This window comes from Streptosporangium sp. NPDC003464 (assembly GCF_053588315.1).
Map to the genome: position 1 here is coordinate 36,151 of NZ_JBSFPS010000020.1, position 22,861 is coordinate 59,011.

Genomic DNA, 22,861 nt, shown 5'->3' on the forward strand with positions numbered 1-22,861 from the left:
GTCCTCCATCCGGCCTCAGGTCCCGAGGATCTTGCGCAGGAAGCGGCCGGTGTGGCTCTCGTCGACCAGGGCGACCTCCTCGGGCGTGCCGGTGGCGAGCACGGTGCCGCCCCTGGAGCCGCCCTCGGGCCCCATGTCGATCAGCCAGTCGGCGGTCTTGATCACGTCGAGGTTGTGCTCGATGACGATGACCGTGTTGCCGCCGTCCACCAGCTTGCCGAGCACGCCCAGCAGCCGCCGGATGTCCTCGAAGTGCAGGCCGGTGGTCGGCTCGTCCAGCACGTAGATCGTCCGGCCGGTGGAGCGGCGCTGCAGCTCGGAGGCGAGCTTGACGCGCTGGGCCTCACCGCCCGACAGGGTCGTGGCCGGCTGGCCCAGCCGGACGTAGCCCAGGCCGACGTCGTTCAGCGTCTGGAGGTAGCGCTTGATGGACGGGATCGCGTCGAAGAAGCCGAGGGCCTCCTCGATCGGCATGTCGAGCACCTCGGAGATCGTCTTGCCCTTGTAGTGGACCTCCAGCGTCTCCCGGTTGTATCGCGCCCCGTGACAGATCTCACACGGCACGTAGACGTCCGGCAGGAAGTTCATCTCGATCTTGATGGTGCCGTCGCCCGAGCAGGCCTCGCAGCGGCCGCCCTTGACGTTGAAGCTGAACCGGCCCTTCTGGTAGCCGCGGACCTTGGCCTCGGTGGTCTGCGCGAACAGGTCGCGCACCTTGTCGAAGACGCCGGTGTAGGTCGCCGGGTTCGAGCGGGGGGTGCGGCCGATCGGCGACTGGTCCACGTGCACGACCTTGTCGACGAGGTCCATGCCGTTGACCCGCGAGTGACGGCCGGGGACGGTGCGCGCGCCGTTCAGCTCCTTGGCCAGGGCGTTGTAGAGGATGTCGTTGACCAGCGTGGACTTGCCCGACCCCGAGACGCCGGTGACCGCGGTGAACACCCCGAGGGGGAACTCCACGTCCACGCCCTTGAGGTTGTGCTCGCGGGCGCCCTTCACCGTGATCTGCCGCTTGCGGTCACGCTTGCGGCGCTTGGCGGGGATGGCGATGCTCCTGCGCCCGGACAGGTAGGCGCCGGTCATCGAGCCCTCGGAGGCCAGCAGGTCGGCGACCGTGCCGGAGACGACGACCTGGCCGCCGTGCTCACCGGCGCCGGGGCCGATGTCCACCACCCAGTCGGCGGCGGCGATGGTGTCCTCGTCGTGCTCGACCACGATGAGGGTGTTGCCCATGTCCCGCAGCCGGATCAGGGTCTCCAGCAGCCGCTGGTTGTCACGCTGGTGCAGGCCGATGGACGGCTCGTCGAGCACGTAGAGCACCCCGACCAGGCCCGAGCCGATCTGGGTGGCCAGCCGGATGCGCTGGGCCTCGCCGCCGGCGAGGGTGCCCGAGGCGCGGTCCATGGTCAGGTAGTCGAGACCCACGTCCAGCAGGAAGCCCATCCGGGCGTTGATCTCCTTGACGACCCGCTCGGCGATCTGCATGTCCCGGTCGGACAGCCTGAGCCCGGCCAGGAACTTCGCGCAGTCGCCGATCGACATCGCCGAGACCTCGGCGATCGAGCGGTCCTCCACCGTGACGGCCAGCGAGACCGGCTTGAGCCTGGCCCCCTTGCAGGCCGGGCACGGGATCTCCCGCATGTAGCCTTCGTATTTCTCCCGCATGCCGTCGCTCTCGGCCTCGGCGTGGCGGCGCTGCACCCAGGGGATGGCCCCCTCGAAGGTGGTGTAGTAGGAGCGCTCGCGGCCGTAGCGGTTGCTGTAGCGGACGTGGACCTGCTCGTCGTAGCCGTGCAGCAGGGCGTTGTGCGCCTTCTTCGGCAGTTTCTCCCACGGGGTGGTGAGCTTGAAGCCCATCGCGAGGCCGAGCGCCTCGACGAGGCGGATGAAGTAGTCGCTGGTGTGCCCGCCGGCCCACGGGGAGATCGCGCCCTCGCCCAGGGTCTTGTCCGGGTCGGGCACGACCAGGTCGGGGTCGACCTCCATCCGCACCCCGAGACCGGTGCACTCGGGGCAGGCGCCGAAGGGCGAGTTGAAGGAGAACGAGCGGGGCTCCAACTCCTCGAACGACAGGTCGTCGTAGGGGCAGTAGAGGTGCTCGGAGTAGAAGCGCTCACGGTTGGGGTCGTCCTCGGGGAGGTCGACGAACTCCAGCGTGATCGTGCCCCCCGAGAGCTGCAGGGCGGTCTCCACGGAGCCGGTGAGGCGGCTGCGCGCGCTCTCCTTCACCGCCAGCCGGTCGACGATCACCTCGATGTCGTGCTTCTCCTGCTTCTTCAGCGTCGGCGGCTCGTCCAGCCGGACCACCGTGCCGTCGACACGGGCCCGGGCGAAGCCCTTGACCTGAAGCTGGCTGAAGAGCTCGGCGTATTCGCCCTTGCGTCCGCGGATCACCGGGGCGAGGACCTGGAAGCGGGTCCCCTCCTCGAGCTCCATCACGCGGTCGACGATCTGCTCCGGGCTCTGCCGGGCGATCGTCCGGCCGCACCGGGGGCAGTGCGGCTTGCCGATGCGCGCCCAGAGCAGCCGGAGGTAGTCGTAGACCTCGGTGATCGTGCCGACCGTCGAACGCGGGTTGCGGCTCGTCGACTTCTGGTCGATCGACACCGCGGGCGAGAGCCCCTCGATGAAGTCGACGTCGGGCTTGTCCATCTGCCCGAGGAACTGGCGGGCGTAGGCCGACAGTGATTCGACATAGCGACGCTGACCTTCGGCGAAGATGGTGTCGAAGGCCAGGCTGGACTTGCCCGAGCCGGACAGGCCAGTGAAAACGATCAGAGAGTCTCGCGGCAGGTCCAGCGAGACGTCCTTGAGGTTGTGTTCGCGTGCGCCACGCACGATGAGGCGGTCAGCCACAGCAATCCCGACGTCGTTGTAGAGGGTTAAGAGCGGTCGCGGGAAGACTAGCGAGGGGGCCCGACAATTTCGGGGCGGCGCCTGGGGGCCGAACTTCCCGGCCCTCTCCAGACTACGGTCTTCCCGTGAGCCTTACCGGTCACTTGATGCATCGACCACATGTTCCAACCGCGGCGACACGGTGTTTTATGCCCTGGCCCACCTCCCCACCCGGGTGATGGAGTGAGGAGATGGATGTCGTAGAAGCTTTCCAGGCCGAGCTGGCCGCCTCTACCGGTCGGCTGCTGGCCACCGCCGCGAGACTGTCCGACGCCGACGTCTCGGCCCCCTCCCGGCTGCCCGGCTGGACCCGCGGGCACGTGCTCGCCCATGTCGCCCGCAACGCCGACAGCCACGTCAACCTGATGACGTGGGCCAGGACCGGCGTCGAGACCCCGCAGTACCCCGATGCGGGGGCGCGCGACGCCGGGATCGAGGCGGGAGCCGCACGGCCGGCGAAGGAGCAGCTGGCCGACCTGGAGGAGAGCGCGGCACGGCTGGCCAGGGCAGTCGCCGCGGTGCCCGCCGAGGGCTGGGCGACGATGGTCGGCGGCGCCCACCCGCCCAGCCACCCGGCCTGGTACGTGCTGGTCCGCCGGCTGCGCGAGGTCGAGATGCACCACGTGGACCTGGGGGCGGGCTACGAGTGCGCCGACTGGCCGGAGGCGTTCGTCCGCAGGGAGCTGCACGACGCGATGGTCTCCTGGCCGCATGAGCTCGGCACGGTCAGCGAGATCGTCGTCGAGGAGGTCAAGGACGGCGAGGAGCATCACCAGGTCTGGCCGGGCCTCGGGACCGGGCCGGTGCTGCAGGGCGACGCCTGGGCCCTGCTGGGCTGGCTGACCGGCCGCTCACCGGGGGCGGGGCTTAGGGTGATGCCCGAGGGGACCAGCGGCAACCGGCCCGCCGGCGCCGGGCGGCCGCCCGCGCCGCCGCCGTGGCCGACCACGTCCGCGCCTCCTCACCTGCCCGCTACCCCGCCCGAGGAGTATCCGTGACGTACACAGGTGACGTGCAGGTCGGCGGCCCGGCCGACGTGCGCGAACTGCCCGCCCTGACGATCTCCAAACTGGCCGTCGGCCCCTTCGACAACAACGCCTACCTGCTGCGGTGCAACAAGACCGGGGACGGCGTGCTCATCGATGCCGCCGCCGAGCCGGACCGCCTGCTGGAGCTCATCGGCGACCGGCCGATCAGCAAGATCGTCACCACCCACCAGCACGGCGACCACTGGCAGGCCCTGGAACAGGTCGCCGCGGCGACGGGCGCGGCGGTGGTCGCCCACCCGCTCGACGCCGCCGCGCTGCCGGTGCCGGTGGACCTGGAGGTCGGCCACGGCGACGGGGTCACCGTCGGGGTGGTCACGCTGGAGGTGATCCACCTGCGCGGGCACACGCCGGGCTCGATCGCCCTGCACCATCCCGGCCACCTGTTCACCGGCGACTCGCTGTTCCCCGGCGGCGTCGGCAACACCAACAAGGACCCGGAGCGCTTCACCCAGCTCTTCACGGACGTGTCGGAGCGCGTCTTCGACCGGCTGCCCGACGAGACCTGGGTCTATCCGGGGCACGGCAGGGACACCACGCTGGGCGCCGAGCGCCCCTCCCTGCCGCAGTGGCGCGAGCGCGGCTGGTAACCCTCACCCGGCCCACCCGGCGCCCTCCGGGCGGACGGGCGGAGCCTCCGGCCGCGCTCCAGGGAACGCGACCGGCGGGCGGGGCCTCCGGCCGCCCCTCAGGAGGAACACGACCGGCGGACGGACGGGCCGGGCTTCTGGGGGAACGCGACCGGCGGACGGAGGGGCCTCGGGCCGCGCCCCCAGGAGGAACACGACCGCCGGGCGGACGGGCCTCGGGGAACGCGGCCGGCAGGCGCGGAGACCGGCGCACGGCGGTCCTGGCCCGCGCGCCGGTGCCCGGAGCCCTCAGGTGATGCTGGCCGACTCCTTGCGCTCCTTGCGCTTCTCCCGCTTGAACATCAGGATGCGCAACGGGATGGCGGCCACGATGGCCACCTGCATGATGGCGCCGACCTTGATCAGGGTGTCACCGCCGGGCAGGCCCGCGGCCCAGATGGTCAGGCAGGCGACGTTGATCATCATCCAGGCGAGCACGACGGCCGCCAGGTTGCCCTTGGGCTTGGGATACTCGATCCGGCTCACCATGAGGTAGGCCACGCCGAAGATCGGCAGCAGGGTCACCAGCGACGGCGGGAACAGCAGCACGATCGAGACCACCGTCATGGCGCCCATCGGGATGGGCAGGCCCATGAAGTCGCCGCTCTTGGTCTTCACGCAGGCGAAACGGGCCAGCCTGATGACGCCGGCCAGCAGCACCGACGCCGCGGCGACCATCACCAGCGGGAACGGCACCCGCTGGGTGAAACCGCCCCAGATGACCACCATGAAGGCGGGGGCGAAGCCGAAACTGATCACATCGGCCAGGTTGTCCAGCTCGGCCCCCATGGCCGAGGCACGGAACTTGCGGGCCACCAGGCCGTCGAACAGGTCGCAGGTGGCGCCGATCAGCAGCAGCACCACCGCGGTGCCGAAGAACTGGGGGACGGCCGCGAACTTCCCGCCCGCCTGGAGCTGGTTGATCGCCGACCAGGCCAGCACGCAGACCGCGAGGAAGCCGCACAGCGCGTTGCCGAGGGAGAGGGAGTCAGCCGCCGAGAGCCGGAACGCCTTGCCGACGGGCCCCCGGGGCTCGTCGTCCGTCTCGTCCAGCGGCCAGCTCGCGTCAGCCGTGGTCAAGAGCTGTCACCCCCGCGACGGTCCGCTGGCCGACCGACACGGCGGGTGCGATTCCCTCGGGGAGATAGAGGTCCACGCGCGAGCCGAGCCGGATGAGCCCGATCCTGTCGGCCTTGGCCACCTTCGCCCCGGCCGCCAGGTAGGGGATGATGCGGCGCGCGACCGCACCGGCGATCTGGACCAGCTCGATGTCGCCGAGCGCGGTGTCCAGGTGCCATACGACCCGCTCGTTCTTGTCGCTGTCCTTGTTGAAGGCGGGCAGGAACCCGCCTGCCACGTGCTCCACCGAGGTGACCGTACCGGCCAGCGGCGCACGGTTGACGTGCACGTCGAGGGGGCTCATGAAGATGGCCACCCTCGTGCGGCCGTCCGGCCAGGGGTCGATGCTCTGCACCACGCCGTCGGCGGGCGACAGGATCCGCGCGGAGCCCGGCGTGCGCTCCGGATCGCGGAAGAACCAGAGCATGCCACCGGTGAGCGCGGCCAGAGGTGCCGCCGCGAGCGCCCAGCGCCGGTCACGGCGGCTGAGCAGCGAGGTCACTGCGGCGGCGGTCACGGTCGGGAGCAACCACGGGGAGACGCCACGTGCCAGCCGTATCCGGCCTGGCTGATGGCTTGCTGAATCGTGGGACACGGGGAACCTTTTGTGATGTCTTGCGGCATTAGACCGGTATGTCTACCCGCCCTGGGGCAGGATGCTACCCATCTCTCAGCCCTTATACGGCGCAACTAGACAAGCAAAGCTCCTCACGCCCCGATCCGCTAGCCCTGCTTGCCACTCGCGGAGGTGGTGATTTCCTTGCTTTCGCGTCCGTCGCGACGGGCCTTGATCAGGCTGGCCACAGTGGTGATCACCATGGTGACGCCGATGACCGACAACGACAGCCAGATCGGCACCTCGGGTGCCCAGGACACGCCACTGGAGTGCAGCGCCTCGAGAATCAGCTTAACCCCGATAAAACCAAGGATGAACGCCAGACCGTAGCTCAGGTAGACCAGACGCTGCAGCAGACCGCCCAGCAGGAAGTAGAGCTGACGCAGCCCCATCAGGGCGAACGCGTTGGCGCTGAAGACGATGAAGGCGTCGGTGGTGAGGCCGAAGATCGCGGGAATCGAGTCGAGGGCGAACAGCAGGTCGGTGGTGCCGATGGCGACCATCACGATCAGCAGCGGGGTGACCATGCGCTTGCCGTCGACCTTGACGACGACCTTGGAGCCCACGTAGTCGTCGGTGTGCGGCAGCACCCGCCGCGCCCAGCGCAGGACCGCGTTCTCGTTGAAGTCGTCCTCGTCCTGACCGTGCTGACGGACGAGCTGCACCGCGGTGTAGATCAGGAACAGGCCGAAGACGTAGAACAGCCAGCTGAAGCTCGCCAGCGCGGCGGCGCCGACGGCGATGAAGACGCCACGCATGACCAGGGCCAGCAGGATGCCGACCAGCAGCACCTTGTGCTGGTGGATCTTGGGCACCGCGAAGCGGGTCATGATGATGTAGAAGACGAAGAGGTTGTCGACGCTCAGGCTGTATTCGGTGATGTAGCCCGCGAAGAACTGGCCCGCCGAGGTCGGCCCGGCGAAGATCCACAGTGTGATGCCGAACAGGACGGCGAGCGTGACGTAGAAGCCGACCCAGAAACCCGCCTGCTTCATGGAGAACTCTCGGGGCTCGCCCCGGTCGACGATCCAGAGATCAACGGCGAGGACGACCAGCAGACCGCCGATGACGGCGATCCATGCCCAGAAAGGAACAGTCACGATAGATAACCCTCCGGCGGCGTGCACGACTGACTGCCGGAGGTCTCTCCCGCCCGCGGAAGTCTGGCGCGGACCGACAGCCCCGGGGGCCTCGTGGAGCGAGGCAGCACCGTGATGACGAGACTGTCACGAAGGGATACTCCCCCCCTAACCAAGCCAGTATAGGTGTGCGGCTTGGCAGCACCTAACCGAACAATCAGGCCCCGCCCGCTGTTCCCCGACGCGGCAGGCCCCCGTAGACCGCCAGCACGGCCTCCAGCGCCTGCTCCCGTCCAGGTAGGTCGCCGCCCCTCTGCGCGGCCGCCGCGGCCAGGGCGGCGGCGAGATCGTCGTCGGCGAGCACTCTCTCCACCGCCGCGCGCATCGCGGCGACGTCTCCGTACGGCACCAGCAGCCCGGCCTCGCTCACCATCGGCGGGATGCCGCCCACCGCGGTGGCGATCACCGGCGTCCCGGCCCGCAGCGCCTCCTGCACGGTCAGCGGCTGTCCCTCCCACCGGCTGGGCACCAGCAGGGCCCGCGCGATCCCGAGCAGATCCCCGACGTCGCCCCGGTCGCCCAGCAGGCGCACCGGCAGGTTCTCCCGGTCGACGCGCTTCTGGAGCTCCTGGCGGAGCGGCCCCTCCCCCGCGACCAGGAACACCGCCCGCGGCGCGGACGCCCGGCCGGAGCCGAAGGCCGCCGCGACGTCGAGCAGGGTCTCCAGGCCCTTCTGCTGGGCGAGCCTGGCGACCGTCAGGAAGACGGGCCGCTCCCCCGTGCCGAGCTCGGCCCGGACCTCCTGCGGCCCGCGCCCGGAGGGGGGCAGCGCGGGCGCCGGGACGACGGCGGCCTCGACATGCCGGGCGCCCAGCCCGGCCATCCGCTCCCCCAGGTCGGGAGAGACCACCAGGATCCGGTCGGCGCGCCGGGCGACGATCCGCTCCAGGACCCCGTAGACCGCGCCGACCGCGCCGCCCGCGGTGGCGGCGTTGTGCAGGGTCACCACCAGGCCGGTCCGGGTCCCGGCCAGCGCCAGCGCGGCCAGGGCCCCGGCCCGCAGCCCGTGGGCGTGCACGGCGTCCGCCCCGCGCAGTGCCCGCAGCGCCCGCGCCGCCCGCAGATCATGGAGCGGGCGGGGCCGGTCCGAGATCGGCACCGGCACGAACCGCGCCCCGGACCGGCCGAACCCGAAGGTCTCCTCGGTCTCCGGCGGCCCGGCCACGACCACCTGGTGCCCCCTGCGGACCAGCCCCTCGGCCAGCATCGCCACATGCCGTCCGACCCCGCCCGCGCTGGTCCCCAGCACCAGCGCCAGCCGTGCGCCCGAGTCAGTCATCGCCACCGGTCCTTCCTGGAATGGGCATCCGCCTGAACCGGCCCAGCAGCATCCGGGCGTCCGGTCCGTCGACCACCGCGGCCACGGCCGCGAACGCCGCCGCGCCGGCCACCGCCGCCCCCGCCCCGACCGCCACGCACATCCACCTCGACACGCCGGCGGCCGCCGTGACGACGGCCAGCCCGGCCCCGTAGGCGGCGGCCCCGCCGAGCACGGCGGCGAGCACGGCCCGCCACGTGCCGGCCAGCCCGCCTGCGCCCCTGGCCCGGAACACTGCCAGCGCCAGCAGCACCCCGCCCACGGTCATGCCGACGGTGCTGCCCAGCCCCAGCCGCCCCACCACCTCGGACGGGTCACCGGCGGCGCGGGCCAGCAGGATCTGGGCCAGCAACGCCACCGCCCACCCGGTCACGGAGGCGACCGCCGCCGACCGGCCCCGGCCGCAGGCGTACAGCACCCGCGCGAGATGGAGCATCAGCCCGTATCCCACCAGGCCAGGCGCGGACAGCAGGACGGCCCCGGCCATCTCCGGCGGGTCGCCGCCGACGGTGCCCTCGACGAAGATCCGGGACACCGGCATGGCCACCGCCGCCATCACCCCCGCCGCCAGCCCCGTCACCAGCAGGATCGCCCGCGTGGTGGAGGAGGCCAGGCTGTCGAAACCGGCCCGGTCCCCCTCCGCCGCCCGGGCGGACAGCACCGGGAACGAGCTGGTCGCGATCGGCACCACGAGCACCGCGAAGGGGAGCTGGTACAGCGCCCAGGAGTAGGTGTAGATGCCCGTCGCCCCCGCCCCGCCCAGATCGTTGGCCAGGCGGACCACGACGGTCAGGGCGATCTGCTGGGCGATGAGCACGGCGATGCCCGCGGTGGCCAGCCGCCGCGCGCGGGCCGCGACCCCGGGGGGGAAGGACAGCGACGGCCGCAACCTCAGCCCGAGCCGGGCCACCGGGCCGGCCACGGTGAGCACCATCGCCGCGGCGGCGATCGTCGCGCCGAGGGAGAGCGTCAGCATCCCGGCCGTCGTGAGATCCGACAGCTCGTCCGCGGCCCCGTCCGCGACCGCCTCGAACACCAGGTAGGAGGCGACGATGAGCAGGCTGGAGACCAGCGGCGCCAGAGCAGGCCCCATGAAGCGCCGGTGGGCCTGGAGCACGCCGTACAGGACCACCGCGAGCCCGAAGAAGATCATCCGGGGGGCGAACACGACGAGCATGTCCGTGCCGACCTCGATCACCAGGGAGACGTCGCAGTCCTTGACCTTCCCGACCAGCAGCGTGACGACGGGCCCGGCGAACGCGGTGATGAGCAGGGTCAGCGGCACCAGGGCGAGCATCACCCAGGTGAGCAGGGCCGAGGTGGTCCGGCTGACCTCCGCCCTGGCCTCGGGGTCCTCGCCGGCCCGGGAGGCCGCCGAGGCCAGCACCGGCACCACCATCCCGGCCAGCGCGCCCCCGGCCACCAGCTCGAAGACGATGTTGGGCACGTAGTTGGCGGTGTTGTAGGCGGTGCTGAGGCAGAGGTTGCCCACGGTCTGCGACTGGACGAGATAACGGCCGGACCCGACGAGCCGGGCCGCGACGGTCACGATCCCGATGAGGAGCGCCGCCCCGGCGACCCCCTGCCCGATCTTTCTGATCATCGGTCGCCGGGCGCCTGCTCCACGGGACGACGGCCGAGCATGTCGATGCGGTTGAGCAGGGGGTTGCCCGCGATGACCCGGGTGAAGCTGATCTTCTCCGAGGCGGCGGTCAGCGCGACCACGGTGCCCAGCACGGCCAGGCGCCCGGGACGGCCGAGGGTGACCGAGGCGGCCAGGCCGAGCAGCGCCCCCAGGGCGTTGGCCCCCGCGTCGCCCAGCATCGCCCGCTCCCCGAGGTCCTCGGGCAGGAGCGCGACGGCGGCGCCGATCGGCAGCGCGGCCAGGGTGGCCGGGACCGGGGTGTCCCGGCGCAGGCCCACGGCCAGCAGCGGCGCGCCGGCGAGCAGGCCGGCCTTGACGGCACGGCCCGGACGCAGGTCGAAGAGGTTGGCCAGGTTGGCGCCGCCGGCGACCAGCGCGCCGTTGACCGCGGTGTCGACGGGACCCCGGGAGGTCGCGGCGGCGGCGGCCAGGCCCGTCACGCCGATGCCCAGGAGCTTGACGGCGCCGCTGGTGACCTCGCCCTTGGCCAGGGCGCTCAGATGGCCCTTGAATCCCTTGGAGGACGTCGCGCCGTACAGGTCGTCGTAGGCGCCGAGGCCGCCGGCACCGGCCACGGCCAGCAGGACGGCCGCGCGGACCCGGGCGGGCAGGCCCGGGACCACCGCGGCGGCCACCCCCGCGCCCGCGACGACGGCCGGGCCCTCGAGCAGGGTGATCGGCTCGCCCCGGTGGTTGGTCCGCTCCCAGGTCTCCGCGTCGCCGACCGGCGGCCTGCGGGTGAAGGCGGCGTAGGCGGCGCGGGCGGCCGCCGCACCGAGAAAGGCGCCGGCCAGGGCGCCGAGAAAAGCACGACGGGCCATCGGGTCATCCTCCGGAGGTGGCCGTGGGGGTGGGGGCGGGGGGCGCACTGGGTTCGGTGCCCGAGACACCGGCACCTATGCCGTAATGCCCGGCGACCCCGGACAACTGCTCCCGCAGAGCGTAGACCACCACGATCCGGCCCGCGGGCATATCGATGTTGTCGACGCTGGAGACCTTCTCCGCGGCGGCGGTGTCCTCGCGCAGCGCGGCGATGGCCCCGCCGGCCGCGGCGCCGGTGGGCGGGCCGATCAGCACGGTGCCCCGGCCGGCCTCGTCCAGGCCCAGGGCCATCGACACGATCGCGCCCGCCTGCTGGGCGGCGCTCTCCCCGGTGTACGGCTCCGCGGGCGCGACCAGCACGGCCAGGTCGGCACGCTTGGCGGGCTGGTCGGTGACGGTGATCAGACCGGCGCGCTGGAAGGCTTCGAGGACTCCGGTCGCGGTCGGATCGACCTTGCCCAGCTGCGCGGGGTCACTGGTCACGATCGCGCCGGCGAGCAGCGCGGCGGCCCGGTCGTAGGTCGTGCCCTCGACCGGGAGGGTCATGTCGACGGGCTTGGCCTCGGTGACCAGCTTGTCGATGAGAGCCGACTGGCTGACGTCGACGTAGTCCTCGCCGAGGATGACGCGGCCGGTCACCGTGGCGCCGGACTTGGCGATCACCTCCTGCACCGCCTCACGCATGGCCGTCGTGGTGCCGGGGGCCTCCACGATCACGACGCGCTCGGTCGCGAGGGCGTCCTGGACGAGCCGCGGGGTGTCGGCGGTGACGAAGGCGTCGTTGGCCGCCTCACGCTTCTGCAGGGTCTCCAGCTCGGTGCGGTATTCGTCGTTCCTGATGCGGAGCTGGTTGGCGAAGGTCTCGGCCGTCTTGATGGCCGGGTCCTCCAGGAAGCTGGTGCCCAGCACGATGCCGACCGACAGCGCGAGGAAGATGGCGACGATGGAGACGAGGTGATAGCGGAAATCGATCACGAGAAGAGTCCGACCAGCCAGAAGATGAAGCCGTTCCAGACGTCGCGGACGCTGTCCAGCCAGATCTTGCCGACCGGGGAGACGATGATCGCCACCCCCATGGTGATCAGCGTGGTGGCGACGAGCAGGAGCAGGGACGGGGTGGAGATCCGGCTGCGGTAGAGCCGGCTGACGCCCTTCGCGTCGATGAGCTTGCTGCCCACCCGGAGCCGGGTGAGGAAGGTGCTGGCCATGCCCGAGCGCCCCTTGTCGAGGAACTCCACCAGGGTCGCGTGCGTGCCGACGGCGACGATCAGATCGGCTCCCTTGTCGTCGGCCAGCAGCATCGCGATGTCCTCGCTGGTGCCGATCGCCGGGAAGATCACGGCGTCGCGGCCGAGCTGCTGGACCCGCTCCAGGCCCGGCGCCCGGCCGTCCCGGTAGGCGTGCACGACCAGCTCGGCGCCGGAGGTGAGCGCCTTGGTGGAGACCGAGTCGAAGTCGCCCACGATGATGTCGGGCAGGTAGCCGGCCTCCATGAGCGCGTCGGCGCCGCCGTCCACCCCGATCATGATCGGGCGGTATTCGCGGATGTAGGGGCGCAGCGCCGCGATGTCCTCCTTGTAGTGGTAACCGCGCACCACGATGAGGACGTGCCGCCCCTCCATGACGGTCCGGACGTCGGGCACGCCGACACCGTCGATGAGGAGGTCGCGCTCGCGCCGGACGTATTCCATGGTGTTCTCGGCGAACGCCTCGATCTGGACCGTCAGCCCGGCCCGCGCCTCGGCCATCGCGGCCTCGACCGACTCGGCCGTCTGCACGTCGCCCTTGCCCACCACCTCGTCCTCGAGGTAGACCGCCCCCTCGTGGACCCGGACCAGATCGCCGTCCTTGATCCGCTCGAACAGCTCGGGGCTGGCGTTGTCGACGAACGGCACCCCGGCGTCGACGATGATCTGCGGACCCAGGTTGGGGTAGCGGCCGCTGATGCCCGCGGCAACGTTGACCACGCTCGCCGCGCCGCACGCGACAAGCGCCTCCGCGCTCACACGGTCGACGTCAACGTGATCGATAATCGCGATTTCCCCGGGCCGGAGGCGTTTGGTCAGCCCCTTGGTCCGCCGATCGATTCTCGCCACTGCCGTCACCCCGGGAAGGCCCGTGACCTTCCTGCGGCGGAGGTAACCGGTGAGCCTGCTCTGAAGCTCGTCAATCGGCACCTTCATCACGACCATCCTGCCAGAGCGAATGACCGGGCACGCCAAACCCACGGCAGCACGTCGGATTCGTCACAGAAGATCCTCACGTGCTCCTGCTCCCCCGAGCATCCGAAAACAGTCCTCCTCAGGCCTTGTCCGCCGCGGCGATCGCGAGGAGCTCCTCCGCGTGCGCGCGGCCCAGCTCGGAGTCCTCCAGCCCCGCCAGCATGCGGGACAGCTCCCGCGCCCGCCCGTCCTTGTCGAGCGCCACCACGCCGCTGCGGACCACGCTGCCGTCGCCTGCCTTCTCCACGACCAGGTGCTGGTCGGCGAAGGCCGCCACCTGGGGCAGATGAGTGACGACTATCACCTGGGCGGTGCGGGCCAGACGGGCCAGACGGCGGCCGATCTCCACCGCGGCCTTGCCGCCCACGCCCGCGTCGACCTCGTCGAACACGAAGGTCGGCACCGGGTCGGCACCGGCGAACACGACCTCGATGGCGAGCATCACCCGGCTGAGCTCACCGCCGGAGGCGCCCTTGTTCAGCGGCAGGGGCGGCGAGGCCGGATGCGGGGACATGCGCAGCTCGACCTCGTCGACGCCGTGCGGGCCGAAGTCGTCGGCGGCCGTCATGCCGACCACCACCCGGGCGTGCGGCATGGCCAGCGCGGTGAGCTCCTCGGTGACGGCCTGCCCGAACCGCTCGGCGGCGGCGGCCCGGATCCGGGTCAGCTCGGCGGCCAGCTCGGTGAGGCGCCCGGTGAGCTCCTCGTGCTCCCGGGTGAGGTCGGTGATCCGCTCGTCGTCGCCTTCGAGCTCGGTGACGCGCTGCGCCGCCTGGGCGGCCCAGGCGAGCACCGCCCCGGTGTCCTCGCCGTATTTGCGGACGAGATGGGCGAGCACGGCCTGGCGCTCCTGCACGACCGAGAGCCGGACCGGGTCGGCCTCGACCGACTCGGCGTAGGCGGCCAGTTCGGTGGCGACGTCGGAGATGAGATATCCCGCCTCGGCGAGCCGGTCGGCGATCCCGGCCAGCGTCGGGTCGAACTCCCGCACCGCCTCGACGGCCGTGCGGGCCTGGCCGACCAGCGTGACGGCGTCCTGCATGACCTGCTCGCCGGACATCGGGTCCCCCAGCAGCGCCCGGTGCGCCGTCTCGGCCGCGCTCCGGAGGGAGTCGGCGTGGGAGAGCCGCTCCACCTCCTCGCGGAGCTCGGCGTCCTCGCCCGCCCTGGGGTCGGCCTGCTCGACCTCGTCGAGCCCGAACCTGAGCAGGTCGGCCTCCTGCGCGCGCTCCCGGGCCCTGGCGGTCAGCTCCGCCAGCTGGTCGGCGACCTGCTTGTGCCGCTTGTAGGCGTGCTCGTAGGCGCGCAGCGGCTTGACCAGGTCCTCACCCGCGTAGCGGTCGAGGGCGGCCCGCTGGCGGCCCGGCTGGAGCAGCCGCTGCTGGTCCATCTGGCCGTGCACGGCCACCAGGTCCTCGGCCAGGTAGGTGAGCGTGCCCACCGGGACGGTGCGGCCGCCCAGCCAGGCGCGGCTGCGGCCCTCGGCGGAGACGGTGCGCGAGATGATCAGCTCTCCGTCTTCGATCTCGCCGCCCACATCCTGCACCTGCTGGGCCACCCGGCCCGCCGGGTCCACCATGAGCGTGCCCTCGACGGTGGCCTTGTCCGAGCCCGGACGGACGCGGGCGGGATCGGCCCTGCCGCCGAACAGCAGCCCCAGACCGGTCACCACCATGGTCTTTCCCGCACCGGTCTCGCCCGTGAGCACGGTGAACCCCGGCGACAGCACCAGGACGGCCTCGTCGATCACGCCGAGCCCTTGGATGCGGACCTCCTCGACCCTGGGTCGCACTGGTCCCTCCCGTCACATCGAATTCACCGAACATCAGTGCGGTGCGCGGGCACGATCCTACGCGCTCGGGACGACGATCGCCCGGACGCGCTACGACCGCACCCTGCCACGCCACCCCTGCACCGGGAGGTCGAATTTGGCGACCAGCCGGTCGGTGAAGGGCGCTCCGGTGTCCTCCACGCCGTGCAGCCGCGCCAGCCGTACCGGGACCGTGCCCCGGCGGACCTCGACCCGTGCGCCGGCGGGCAGGTCGAACCGGCGGCGGCCGTCGCACCACAGCACCGCCCCGGCCGTCTCCGGCTGCACCTCCAGCGCCACCGTGGAGCGAGGGGAGATCACCAGCGGCCGGGCGAACAGCGCGTGGGCACTGATCGGCACCAGCAGCAGCGCCTCCACCTCCGGCCAGACCACCGGCCCGCCGGCCGAGAAGGCGTAGGCGGTGGAGCCGGTCGGCGTGGCGCAGATGATCCCGTCACAGCCCCAGCGCGACAGCGGGCGCCCGTCGATCTCGGCGACCGCCTCCAGCATCCGGTCGTTCTTCTCCACGGTGGCCTCGTTGAGCGCCCAGGTGTCGGCCAGCAGCTGCCCGTTGAGGCGGGCGGTGACCTCGACGGTCATCCGCTCCTCCACGTCGTAGCGGCCCTGGACCACGCAGTCCACCGTGACCGCCAGGTCTTCGACCTCGGCCTCGGCCAGGAACCCGACGTGCCCGAGGTTGACGCCCAGCAGCGGCACGCCCGCCGGACGGGCGAGCTCGGTGGCCCGCAGCAGGCTGCCGTCGCCACCGAGGACGATCATCATCTCGGCGTCCTGGACCGCCGCGGCGCTGGCGGGCACCACGTCGGCCCCCGCGCAGGCGATGGCCTCGGCCTCGGCGTTGAGGATGCGCACGGTCAGCCCGGCGTCCACCAGCCGGCCGATCACCGTCCGGGCGGCCTCGACGGCCGCCTCCCGTCCGGTGTGGGCGGTGACCAGCACGGTGCGCTTGGTAGTCATGTTCCACTCTTTCGGGGGATAACCACTACTGGGGGCCCTGCTCCACCGCGCGTCCGATCTCGGCGCCGAGGTCCTCGACCGGCGGCGCGCCCTCTCCCTTGCCCAGCCAGATGACGTACTCCACGTTGCCCGACGGACCCGGCAGCGGGCTCGCGGTGACGCCCCGCACGGTCAGGCCGAGCGCCTGCGCGGCCTCGGCCACATCCTGCACGGCCTGCGCCCGCAGTGCGGGGTCGCGCACCACCCCGCCGGCGCCGACCCGCTCCTTGCCGACCTCGAACTGCGGCTTGACCAGCATCGCGAAGTCGGCCCGGTCGGCGGCGCACCGCGCCAGGGCGGGCAGCACCAGGCGCAGCGAGATGAAGGAAAGGTCGCCGACGACCAGGGTGGGAGCCTCTCCGACCATGTCCGGCGTCAGGTCCCTGACGTTGACCCGCTCCATGACCGTGACCCGCTCGTCGGTCCGCAGCGACCAGGCGAGCTGGCCGTACCCGACGTCGACGGCGAGCACGTGCCCCGCGCCGGCGCGCAACAGCACGTCGGTGAAGCCGCCCGTCGAGGCCCCGGCGTCCAGGCAGCGGCGCCCCTCGACGGTCAGCCCCCGCGGGCCGAACGCCTCCAGGGCGCCGAGGAGTTTGTGCGCCCCCCGCGAGACGTAGTCAGGGCCCTCCGCGGCCTCGGTGACCACGATCGCGGAGGCGGTGTCGACCTGGGTCGCGGGCTTGGCCGCCACCCGGCCGCCGACACTGACCCGGCCCGCCTCGATGAGCTGGGCCGCCTGCTCCCGGGACCGGGCCAGCTTGCGGCGCACGAGCTCGCTGTCGAGACGCGTCCGCCGGCTCATCGCTGCTGGTCCACGGCGCCGTCCACCGAGGCGAGCGCCTGCTCCAGCCCGGTGAAGACCTCCTCGAACACGCTCACGTGCGCCGAGACGGGCAGCGCGCCGAGCCGGGCGAGCCCGCCCAGCGCCGTGTCGACCCGCTTCTCGCCGGTCTCTTCCGGCAGGTCTGTCATGCGCCCCCTCCGGAGGTGCTCTTGGCCGTCTTGGTGGTCGTACGGGCGCGCGGCGCGCGGGCCGCCCCGCCCGTGGACGCCTTGACCGTATCGGAAGCCGCGACGCCCGTCGCCCCGGCACCCCCGGCCACGCCCTCGATGCCCTTCCGCGCCCCCGGCGCCCTTCCCCGTCTCCGCCCCCGCTGCGACCTTACGCGCACCCTTGTCATCCGCCCCCCGCGACCTGATGAAGCCCGGCCGACCGGCCGCCGTACGGCCCCGCCCGCCGTGACGGGCCCACGGCCCTCCAACCACCTGGCCGGGCATGCGGGACAGGCCGGTCTCCCCGGAAGCGGACATGTCGCTCTCCCCGGAAGCGGGCATACGCGAACTATCGAGGGGGTTCCGCTCGTTGTCACCTCATTGAGATTCTCCCGCCCCTCGAAAGACTCCGAACGCCATGGCGGAGGCCTCCCCCTCCGGCGCGTCCCCCGCGCGCCGGATCGCACGCTGTATTCATGTGGAACGCTACCGTCCGTAGGTTCAAGGGATTCGGGTCGGCCCGAACAGAAGGGAGCGCCGCGCGATGGCGACCGTCGACGAGTGCCGGGTGGCACTACGCAAACTCGCCGAGCAGTTCGACGAGGTTGACCAGGAGAGCCGTAGCAGGCACGTGGTCGAGCGCAGCATCAGCTGCCACATCCGCGATCTCGGCGTCACCTTCCACGGCCGCATCCACCACGGCGGCCTGGGTCCCTTCGACGACTCGCCCCCCGCCGACGGCAGGCCCGCCGAGGTGAAACTCACCATCGGCAGCGACGACCTGGTGTCCCTGGTGAACGGCGAGCTCGACATGGGGCGGGCGGTGTTCAGCGGCCGGGTCAAGATCGACGCGAGTTTCGGCGACCTTCTCCGTCTCCGCAAGCTCCTCTGAGCGGTCCGGCTCCGGAGAGTGCGGACAGGACGCACCGGGTCTCCGCCCGGGGCGTTCCTCCCGCCCGGAGGCGGGCCGCCTATCCGGCGGGCGGGCGGCCTATCCGGCGGGCGTGTGACCGGACAGCGAGGAGTCGAGCACGGCCTTCACCGCGTCCTCGTCCGCCTGTCCCTCTCCGGCGGCCTCCCACGTGGCGGCGGCGGCCGCCCGGAGCCCGTCGAGAGGGTCCCCCCGCCCGTCGAGGCGGAGCCGGTCCGCCTCCCACCGGGCGGTCCACCCCTCGCAGGCCCAGCCGCTCCCGTTGCGCTCCACCCGCGGGTAGGGCCTGTGCAGGGCCGACAGGTCGGCGGCGACGTAGGTGGGCCGATGCCGGGGACCGGCGGTCAGCAGGTCGAGAGGGGTCGCCACCCCGGTCAGCACCAGCAGGCTGTCCACTCCCGCGTTGGTCGCCCCCTCGATGTCGGTGTCGAGGCGGTCGCCGACCACCAGCGGCCGCTCCGAGCCGGTCCGCAGCATCGACTCGCGGTGCAGCGGCGGCTCGGGCTTGCCCGCGACGATCGGCTCCACCCCGGTCGCCGTGGCGATCACCCGGACCATGGCGCCGTTCCCCGGCAGTTCGCCCCGATCGGTCGGCATGGTCGAGTCGGCGTTGGCGGCCACGAACAGCGCGCCCTGCCGTACGGCCAGCGCGCCCTCCGACAGCAGGCCGTAGGTGAGGCCGGGCGCGATGCCCTGCACCACCGCGGCCGGACCGTCCAGGGCGGTGCTGACCGGGCGCAGGCCGTGCGCGCGCAGGGCGCTGCGCAGCCCCATCCCACCGACCACCAGCACCGCCGCGCCCGGTCCGAACCGCTCGGCCACCAGCCGCGCGGCGGCCTGGGCCGAGGTGACCACGTCCTCGGGGGCCGCCGGGGCGCCGAGCGCGCTCAGGTGCTCGGCGATCGCCCCCGGGGTGCGCGAGGCGTTGTTGGTGACGTAGGCGAGCCGCACACCGCGCTCCGCCGCCTCGCGCAACGACTCGGGAGCCCCGGGCACGGCGTCGCGCCCGAGGTACACCACGCCGTCAAGGTCGAGAAGAAGGGTGTCATACGGGGTTATCAGCGTCTCTGTAGTCACCTGCCCATTTCATCACCCATGAGGATCACGTCCGGCGGGCGCGTAACGTGGCCCGGACGCTTTTCAACGCCGACACGTAGTGCCGCTGGTCGGGACGCATGGCCGCGGCGATGGCCAGCGGCTCCTGGGCCCCTTCCATGTCTCCGGTGCGCCACAGGGCGAGGCCGAGCCCGAAATAGGCGTAGTCCTCGGCCGGATTGGCATCGACGATCCAGCGGAAACTGTCAACCGCGTCGGAGTACTGCCGGGAGTTGAACTGGGCGCGGGCGAGCGCCTCGCGGATACTCCGTGATTCCGGCTCGGCGTCGGCGGCGCGCTCCAGCAGCGCGACAGCCGCCGCCGGACTTCCCTCCGCCAGAAGTTTCATCCCTCGCTGGAACCAGTCATAGACGTCCCCGGCCGGAGCGCCCGTCTCGGGGCTGGGGGAATCAGACGGACCGCTACGTCCTTGGACCATACGTGAGGCCTCCTTCATCGACAGACGACAGCTCTGGCCGATTTCCTGACGGCCCGGGCACCACCGCGCCATCGGAGCGGTCCCTGGACGTTTCAGGCCTTTATGGCAGCATGCCCCCTATGGCGAATCCTGAACTGCCGGTGCCGGACGGGCTGGTGCTACGCCCGTTTCACGGCGTGAGGTTCACGGTCGACGATCTGGCCAGGGTGACCTCTCCGCCCTACGACCTGGTCGGAGAAGCCGACGTGCGAAACTTGCTCGACTCCCATCCCAACAACGTGGTGCGGCTGATCCTTCCCGGAGCCGACCGCCACCGTTACGCCGAGGCCCGGGAGACCCTCCAAACCTGGCTCTCCTCCGGTGTGCTGGTCCCCGACGAGACACCCGCCGTATACGTCTACGAGCAGATCGGCCCGGGGGTCGTGCAGCGCGGTCTCATCGGCGACGTGGGCCTGGCAGGCCCGGAGCAGCATGTCATCCTGCCGCACGAGGACGTCATGCCCGGACCGGTCGCCGACCGGCTGGCGCTCATGCGCACGACCGAGGCCAACCTGGAGCCCATCTTCCTTCTCTACGAAGGCGCCGGCGGCGCCGCCAGCCTCCTGGTGGACCAGGTCGCCCTCTCCCGGCAGCCGCTGGTCGAGGCGGAGACCCGTGACGGTCTCAGGCACCGGCTGTGGGCCATCACCGACCCCGACGAGCTCGCCTCCCTCAACGCCGATCTCCGCACCCGGCAGGCCCTCATCGCCGACGGCCACCACCGCTACGCCACCTACCTTGCCCTCCAGCGTGAGCACCACGTCCTTCTGCGCGGGCAGCGGGACACGGACGGCACGGCCGTTCCCCAGCACCCGGCGGAGCCCGGCCCCCGGGACTTCGGCCTGGCGCTCCTGGTGGACTCCACCTCCTATCCGCCGGATCTGAAGGCCATCCACCGCGTCATTCCAGGACTGCCGCTGGAGGAGGCAGTGGCCAAGGCCAAGGGGGCCTGGCAGGTGCGCGAGCACGCCGACCTCACCGAAGGACTGGCCGCGCTGCGGGAGGCCGCCGGCCCGGCCTACCTGCTGTCGGCCGGAGGCCCGGCGTATCTCCTCATCGACCCGGACCCCGACCAGCTCGATCAGGCCATGCCCGTCCACCGCTCCGCCCGCTGGCGCGCGCTGAACACCTCCGTTCTCGCGGAGTTCCTGCTGCCGAAGGTCTGGGGGATGAACGACGACGAGCAGTCGGTCCGCATCGTGCACCACGACCCGGAGACGGCGGTACGGCTGGCGCGGGAGTCGGGGGGGACCGCGGTGCTGCTGAACCCGCTGACGGTCGACGACGTGCTCGCGGTAGCGGCCCAGCAGGAGCGGGTGCCCCGCAAGTCCACCTCCTTCGGCCCAAAGCCCCGCACCGGACTGGTGCTGCGCACCTTCGCCTTCGACTGACCTCTTCCACTGTTTCCGCCCTCCGCCCCGGACCGTCACAGAGCGGGCGCCCGGGGGCAGATGGCCACAGGGGGCGGTCACCCCAGGGACGGCACCTCCACATGCCGCAGGACGGACGCCGCCGGGGTGCTTTTCTCGACGGTGTGGGACGGCTCCGGGCAGGTGGCCCCGACTGCTATGGGCTCCTCCACCGGGACGGTCTCGGCGCGCGTGAGCGAGCACACCGGCCTGGGCGGAATGGGGGCCGGGATGCCCTCGTCACCGGTCAGGACCGTGGTGATCCGGCGTTCGAGGCGTCTCACCGAGCGGACCTCGACCTCGTAACCGGACGACTTGGCCCCCTCGCTCCCCCACCATCGACGGCGCAGGGAGCCCACCACCTCCACCATGTCGTCGGGCAGCCAGTCGGCCACGGCCACGGTGACCTCGGGCTCGAATGACACGCACGGAATGGTGTCCACCCGGGTCCCGCGGCCCCGCTGATGGCGTCGGACGATCAGCCTCCAGGCGCTGAGCGTGCTCCCGCTCTGCAGCGACCTGACCCGCACCACTTCGGGCAGGCGGCCCACCAGGGTGACCTCGTTGCGATCCATCGAATCCTCCTTCGATCTCTGCCGATCGAAGACGACTCTTTACGATATGGACTATGCCGGGACGGTCGAACGCCGTTCTGGGGACGCCGGTTCCAACTCTGAGGTGGCCTGTGGACAACATCACCGCCCTCGGCGGAGACGTCTATGAGATCGACACAAGGATGGCCGGGCACTCCGGCATCACGGCGGGGTATCTCATCCTCGCAGACCGCCCCTGTCTCGTGGAGACGGGAACCTCCACCTCCGCTCCCGTGGTGCGCGACGCCCTGACCTCACTGGGTGTCGGCCCGGACGACCTCGCCACAGTCGTCGTCACGCACATCCATCTGGACCATGCGGGCGGAGTCGGCGACATCGCCGGTTTCTACCCGCAGGCGGAGATCGTGGTCCACGAGAAGGGGGCGAGACATCTCGCCGACCCGTCCCGGCTGATGGCCAGCGCCCGGATGGTCTGGGGCGACAAGCTGGACACCCTGTTCGGCGAGCTGTCCCCCACCGAGTCGGCGCGCATCCGCGCGCTGGGCGACACGGGAGCCGTCGACCTCGGCAACGGGCGCACGCTGAACAGCCACTACTCTCCCGGCCACGCCAAGCACCACGTCGGGTTGATCGACTCGGGCACCGGCGACCTTTACGTCGGCGACGCCGCCGGGGTCTACCTTCCGGAGACAGGTGACCTGCGCCCCGCCACTCCGCCGCCGGACTTCGACCTGCAGGCCGCGCTGGACTCGATCGGCCTGTTCGAGGCCCTCGGCCCGCAGCGGCTGCTGTTCAGCCACTACGGGCCGGTCACTGACGTGGAGGAGACCCTGGGGCGCTCGGCGGAGGAGCTGCGCGTCTGGGTCGACCTGACCCGGCAGGCCCATTCGGAGGGAATGGACCTGGACCACGCGGTAGCCATGGTCATGGAACGCACCCGGGAACGCTACGCGGCGCTGAAGGCCGACGACGCGACCGCCGAGCAGTTCGAACTCCTCAGCGGCGCCCCGTCCAACGTGGCTGGAATCCTCCACTGGCGCCGGGTCGGCGAACCTGAGCAGGGGCAGGACGTCGCCGAGTGTCAGATGTCCCCAGCAGGCCAGGGCGAGATCGGCCAGAC

At 71.8% G+C, this 22,861-nt stretch carries 21 protein-coding genes; 5 read left to right on the forward strand and 16 right to left on the reverse strand.

Features of this window, described 5'->3' with window-relative positions; all coding sequences use genetic code 11:
* Positions 1-15 precede the first annotated feature (15 nt).
* Complete coding sequence (gene uvrA, locus ACWDS7_RS07335) at positions 16-2,856, reverse strand: excinuclease ABC subunit UvrA (protein WP_451928532.1); 2,841 nt, start codon at positions 2,854-2,856, stop codon at positions 16-18.
* Between the two features lie 230 nt (positions 2,857-3,086).
* Here uvrA and ACWDS7_RS07340 point away from each other — a divergent pair, with 230 nt between their 5' ends.
* A complete protein-coding gene (locus ACWDS7_RS07340) occupies positions 3,087-3,893 on the forward strand; it encodes a maleylpyruvate isomerase family mycothiol-dependent enzyme (protein ID WP_451928533.1) in 807 nt (268 codons plus the stop codon).
* The gene (locus ACWDS7_RS07345; RefSeq protein WP_306868804.1) at positions 3,890-4,531 is read left to right on the forward strand and encodes an MBL fold metallo-hydrolase; all 642 of its coding nucleotides are present in this window, start codon (positions 3,890-3,892) and stop codon (positions 4,529-4,531) included. Before ACWDS7_RS07340 ends, ACWDS7_RS07345 begins: the two co-directional genes overlap by 4 nt.
* A 288-nt stretch (positions 4,532-4,819) precedes the next feature.
* Here ACWDS7_RS07345 and pssA read toward each other — a convergent pair whose 3' ends face one another.
* The 12 genes from pssA to ACWDS7_RS07405 form a co-directional block, all read right to left on the reverse strand.
* Positions 4,820-5,650 carry a CDP-diacylglycerol--serine O-phosphatidyltransferase gene (gene pssA, locus ACWDS7_RS07350; protein WP_306868802.1) on the reverse strand — a complete coding sequence of 277 codons (831 nt, stop codon included), beginning with the start codon at positions 5,648-5,650 and terminating at the stop codon, positions 4,820-4,822.
* A complete protein-coding gene (locus ACWDS7_RS07355) occupies positions 5,637-6,284 on the reverse strand; it encodes a phosphatidylserine decarboxylase (RefSeq protein ID WP_451928534.1) in 648 nt (215 codons plus the stop codon). The genes pssA and ACWDS7_RS07355 overlap by 14 nt, the downstream gene beginning before the upstream one ends.
* A gap of 128 nt (positions 6,285-6,412) precedes the next feature.
* Positions 6,413-7,405 carry a TerC family protein gene (locus tag ACWDS7_RS07360; protein ID WP_306868800.1) on the reverse strand — a complete coding sequence of 331 codons (993 nt, stop codon included), beginning with the start codon at positions 7,403-7,405 and terminating at the stop codon, positions 6,413-6,415.
* A 196-nt stretch (positions 7,406-7,601) separates the two neighbouring features.
* Positions 7,602-8,723, reverse strand: coding sequence for a glycosyltransferase family 4 protein (locus tag ACWDS7_RS07365; protein WP_451928535.1), 1,122 nt, complete (start codon positions 8,721-8,723; stop codon positions 7,602-7,604).
* A complete protein-coding gene (gene murJ, locus ACWDS7_RS07370; RefSeq protein ID WP_451928536.1) occupies positions 8,716-10,365 on the reverse strand; it encodes a murein biosynthesis integral membrane protein MurJ in 1,650 nt (549 codons plus the stop codon). The genes ACWDS7_RS07365 and murJ overlap by 8 nt, the downstream gene beginning before the upstream one ends.
* Positions 10,362-11,228 carry a hypothetical protein gene (locus ACWDS7_RS07375; RefSeq protein ID WP_306868795.1) on the reverse strand — a complete coding sequence of 289 codons (867 nt, stop codon included), beginning with the start codon at positions 11,226-11,228 and terminating at the stop codon, positions 10,362-10,364. Before ACWDS7_RS07375 ends, murJ begins: the two co-directional genes overlap by 4 nt.
* Before the next feature lie 4 nt (positions 11,229-11,232).
* Positions 11,233-12,204 (reverse strand): copper transporter, encoded by a 972-nt coding sequence (locus tag ACWDS7_RS07380; protein ID WP_451928537.1) that lies wholly within the window; start codon positions 12,202-12,204, stop codon positions 11,233-11,235.
* Positions 12,201-13,412 (reverse strand): putative cytokinetic ring protein SteA, encoded by a 1,212-nt coding sequence (gene steA / locus ACWDS7_RS07385; RefSeq protein WP_451928538.1) that lies wholly within the window; start codon positions 13,410-13,412, stop codon positions 12,201-12,203. The genes ACWDS7_RS07380 and steA overlap by 4 nt, the downstream gene beginning before the upstream one ends.
* 118 nt (positions 13,413-13,530) lie before the next feature.
* Positions 13,531-15,243: a DNA repair protein RecN gene (gene recN, locus ACWDS7_RS07390; RefSeq protein WP_451928539.1), complete on the reverse strand. Its 1,713-nt coding sequence runs from the start codon at positions 15,241-15,243 to the stop codon at positions 13,531-13,533.
* Between the two features lie 90 nt (positions 15,244-15,333).
* On the reverse strand, positions 15,334-16,239 hold the full coding sequence (locus tag ACWDS7_RS07395) for an NAD kinase (protein WP_306868788.1): 906 nt from the start codon (positions 16,237-16,239) through the stop codon (positions 15,334-15,336).
* A 25-nt stretch (positions 16,240-16,264) separates the two neighbouring features.
* Complete coding sequence (locus ACWDS7_RS07400; protein ID WP_451928540.1) at positions 16,265-17,083, reverse strand: TlyA family RNA methyltransferase; 819 nt, start codon at positions 17,081-17,083, stop codon at positions 16,265-16,267.
* Positions 17,080-17,253: a hypothetical protein gene (locus tag ACWDS7_RS07405; protein ID WP_451928541.1), complete on the reverse strand. Its 174-nt coding sequence runs from the start codon at positions 17,251-17,253 to the stop codon at positions 17,080-17,082. The genes ACWDS7_RS07400 and ACWDS7_RS07405 overlap by 4 nt, the downstream gene beginning before the upstream one ends.
* A gap of 565 nt (positions 17,254-17,818) precedes the next feature.
* Between ACWDS7_RS07405 and ACWDS7_RS07410 the strand changes: the two genes are divergently transcribed.
* Positions 17,819-18,166 carry an SCP2 sterol-binding domain-containing protein gene (locus tag ACWDS7_RS07410; RefSeq protein WP_306868779.1) on the forward strand — a complete coding sequence of 116 codons (348 nt, stop codon included), beginning with the start codon at positions 17,819-17,821 and terminating at the stop codon, positions 18,164-18,166.
* Between the two features lie 99 nt (positions 18,167-18,265).
* Here ACWDS7_RS07410 and ACWDS7_RS07415 read toward each other — a convergent pair whose 3' ends face one another.
* A complete protein-coding gene (locus tag ACWDS7_RS07415) occupies positions 18,266-19,282 on the reverse strand; it encodes an HAD-IIA family hydrolase (RefSeq protein ID WP_306868777.1) in 1,017 nt (338 codons plus the stop codon).
* Positions 19,283-19,307: 25 nt separating this feature from the next.
* Positions 19,308-19,757 carry a tetratricopeptide repeat protein gene (locus tag ACWDS7_RS07420; protein ID WP_451928542.1) on the reverse strand — a complete coding sequence of 150 codons (450 nt, stop codon included), beginning with the start codon at positions 19,755-19,757 and terminating at the stop codon, positions 19,308-19,310.
* 101 nt (positions 19,758-19,858) lie between these two features.
* Here ACWDS7_RS07420 and ACWDS7_RS07425 point away from each other — a divergent pair, with 101 nt between their 5' ends.
* A complete protein-coding gene (locus ACWDS7_RS07425) occupies positions 19,859-21,169 on the forward strand; it encodes a DUF1015 family protein (RefSeq protein WP_451928543.1) in 1,311 nt (436 codons plus the stop codon).
* Between the two features lie 77 nt (positions 21,170-21,246).
* Here ACWDS7_RS07425 and ACWDS7_RS07430 read toward each other — a convergent pair whose 3' ends face one another.
* On the reverse strand, positions 21,247-21,762 hold the full coding sequence (locus ACWDS7_RS07430) for a single-stranded DNA-binding protein (protein WP_451928544.1): 516 nt from the start codon (positions 21,760-21,762) through the stop codon (positions 21,247-21,249).
* A 161-nt stretch (positions 21,763-21,923) separates the two neighbouring features.
* Here ACWDS7_RS07430 and ACWDS7_RS07435 point away from each other — a divergent pair.
* Positions 21,924-22,861: MBL fold metallo-hydrolase (locus ACWDS7_RS07435; protein WP_451928548.1), on the forward strand; the 938-nt coding region annotated here is incomplete at its 3' end.

Excerpts from the sequence above, each read along its gene's own strand:
- ACWDS7_RS07340 (WP_451928533.1), top strand. The coding sequence starts at position 3,087 with ATGGATGTCGTAGAAGCTTTCCAGGCCGAGCTGGCCGCCTCTACCGGT.
- ACWDS7_RS07400 (WP_451928540.1), bottom strand. The coding sequence starts at position 17,083 with ATGAGCCGGCGGACGCGTCTCGACAGCGAGCTCGTGCGCCGCAAGCTG.
- murJ (WP_451928536.1), bottom strand. The coding sequence starts at position 10,365 with ATGATCAGAAAGATCGGGCAGGGGGTCGCCGGGGCGGCGCTCCTCATC.
- ACWDS7_RS07365 (WP_451928535.1), bottom strand. The coding sequence starts at position 8,723 with ATGACTGACTCGGGCGCACGGCTGGCGCTGGTGCTGGGGACCAGCGCG.
- ACWDS7_RS07425 (WP_451928543.1), top strand. The coding sequence starts at position 19,859 with ATGGCGAATCCTGAACTGCCGGTGCCGGACGGGCTGGTGCTACGCCCG.
- ACWDS7_RS07375 (WP_306868795.1), bottom strand. The coding sequence starts at position 11,228 with ATGGCCCGTCGTGCTTTTCTCGGCGCCCTGGCCGGCGCCTTTCTCGGT.
- ACWDS7_RS07410 (WP_306868779.1), top strand. The coding sequence starts at position 17,819 with ATGGCGACCGTCGACGAGTGCCGGGTGGCACTACGCAAACTCGCCGAG.
- steA (WP_451928538.1), bottom strand. The coding sequence starts at position 13,412 with ATGAAGGTGCCGATTGACGAGCTTCAGAGCAGGCTCACCGGTTACCTC.
- ACWDS7_RS07430 (WP_451928544.1), bottom strand. The coding sequence starts at position 21,762 with ATGGATCGCAACGAGGTCACCCTGGTGGGCCGCCTGCCCGAAGTGGTG.
- ACWDS7_RS07395 (WP_306868788.1), bottom strand. The coding sequence starts at position 16,239 with ATGACTACCAAGCGCACCGTGCTGGTCACCGCCCACACCGGACGGGAG.
- ACWDS7_RS07420 (WP_451928542.1), bottom strand. The coding sequence starts at position 19,757 with ATGAAGGAGGCCTCACGTATGGTCCAAGGACGTAGCGGTCCGTCTGAT.
- ACWDS7_RS07405 (WP_451928541.1), bottom strand. The coding sequence starts at position 17,253 with ATGACAGACCTGCCGGAAGAGACCGGCGAGAAGCGGGTCGACACGGCG.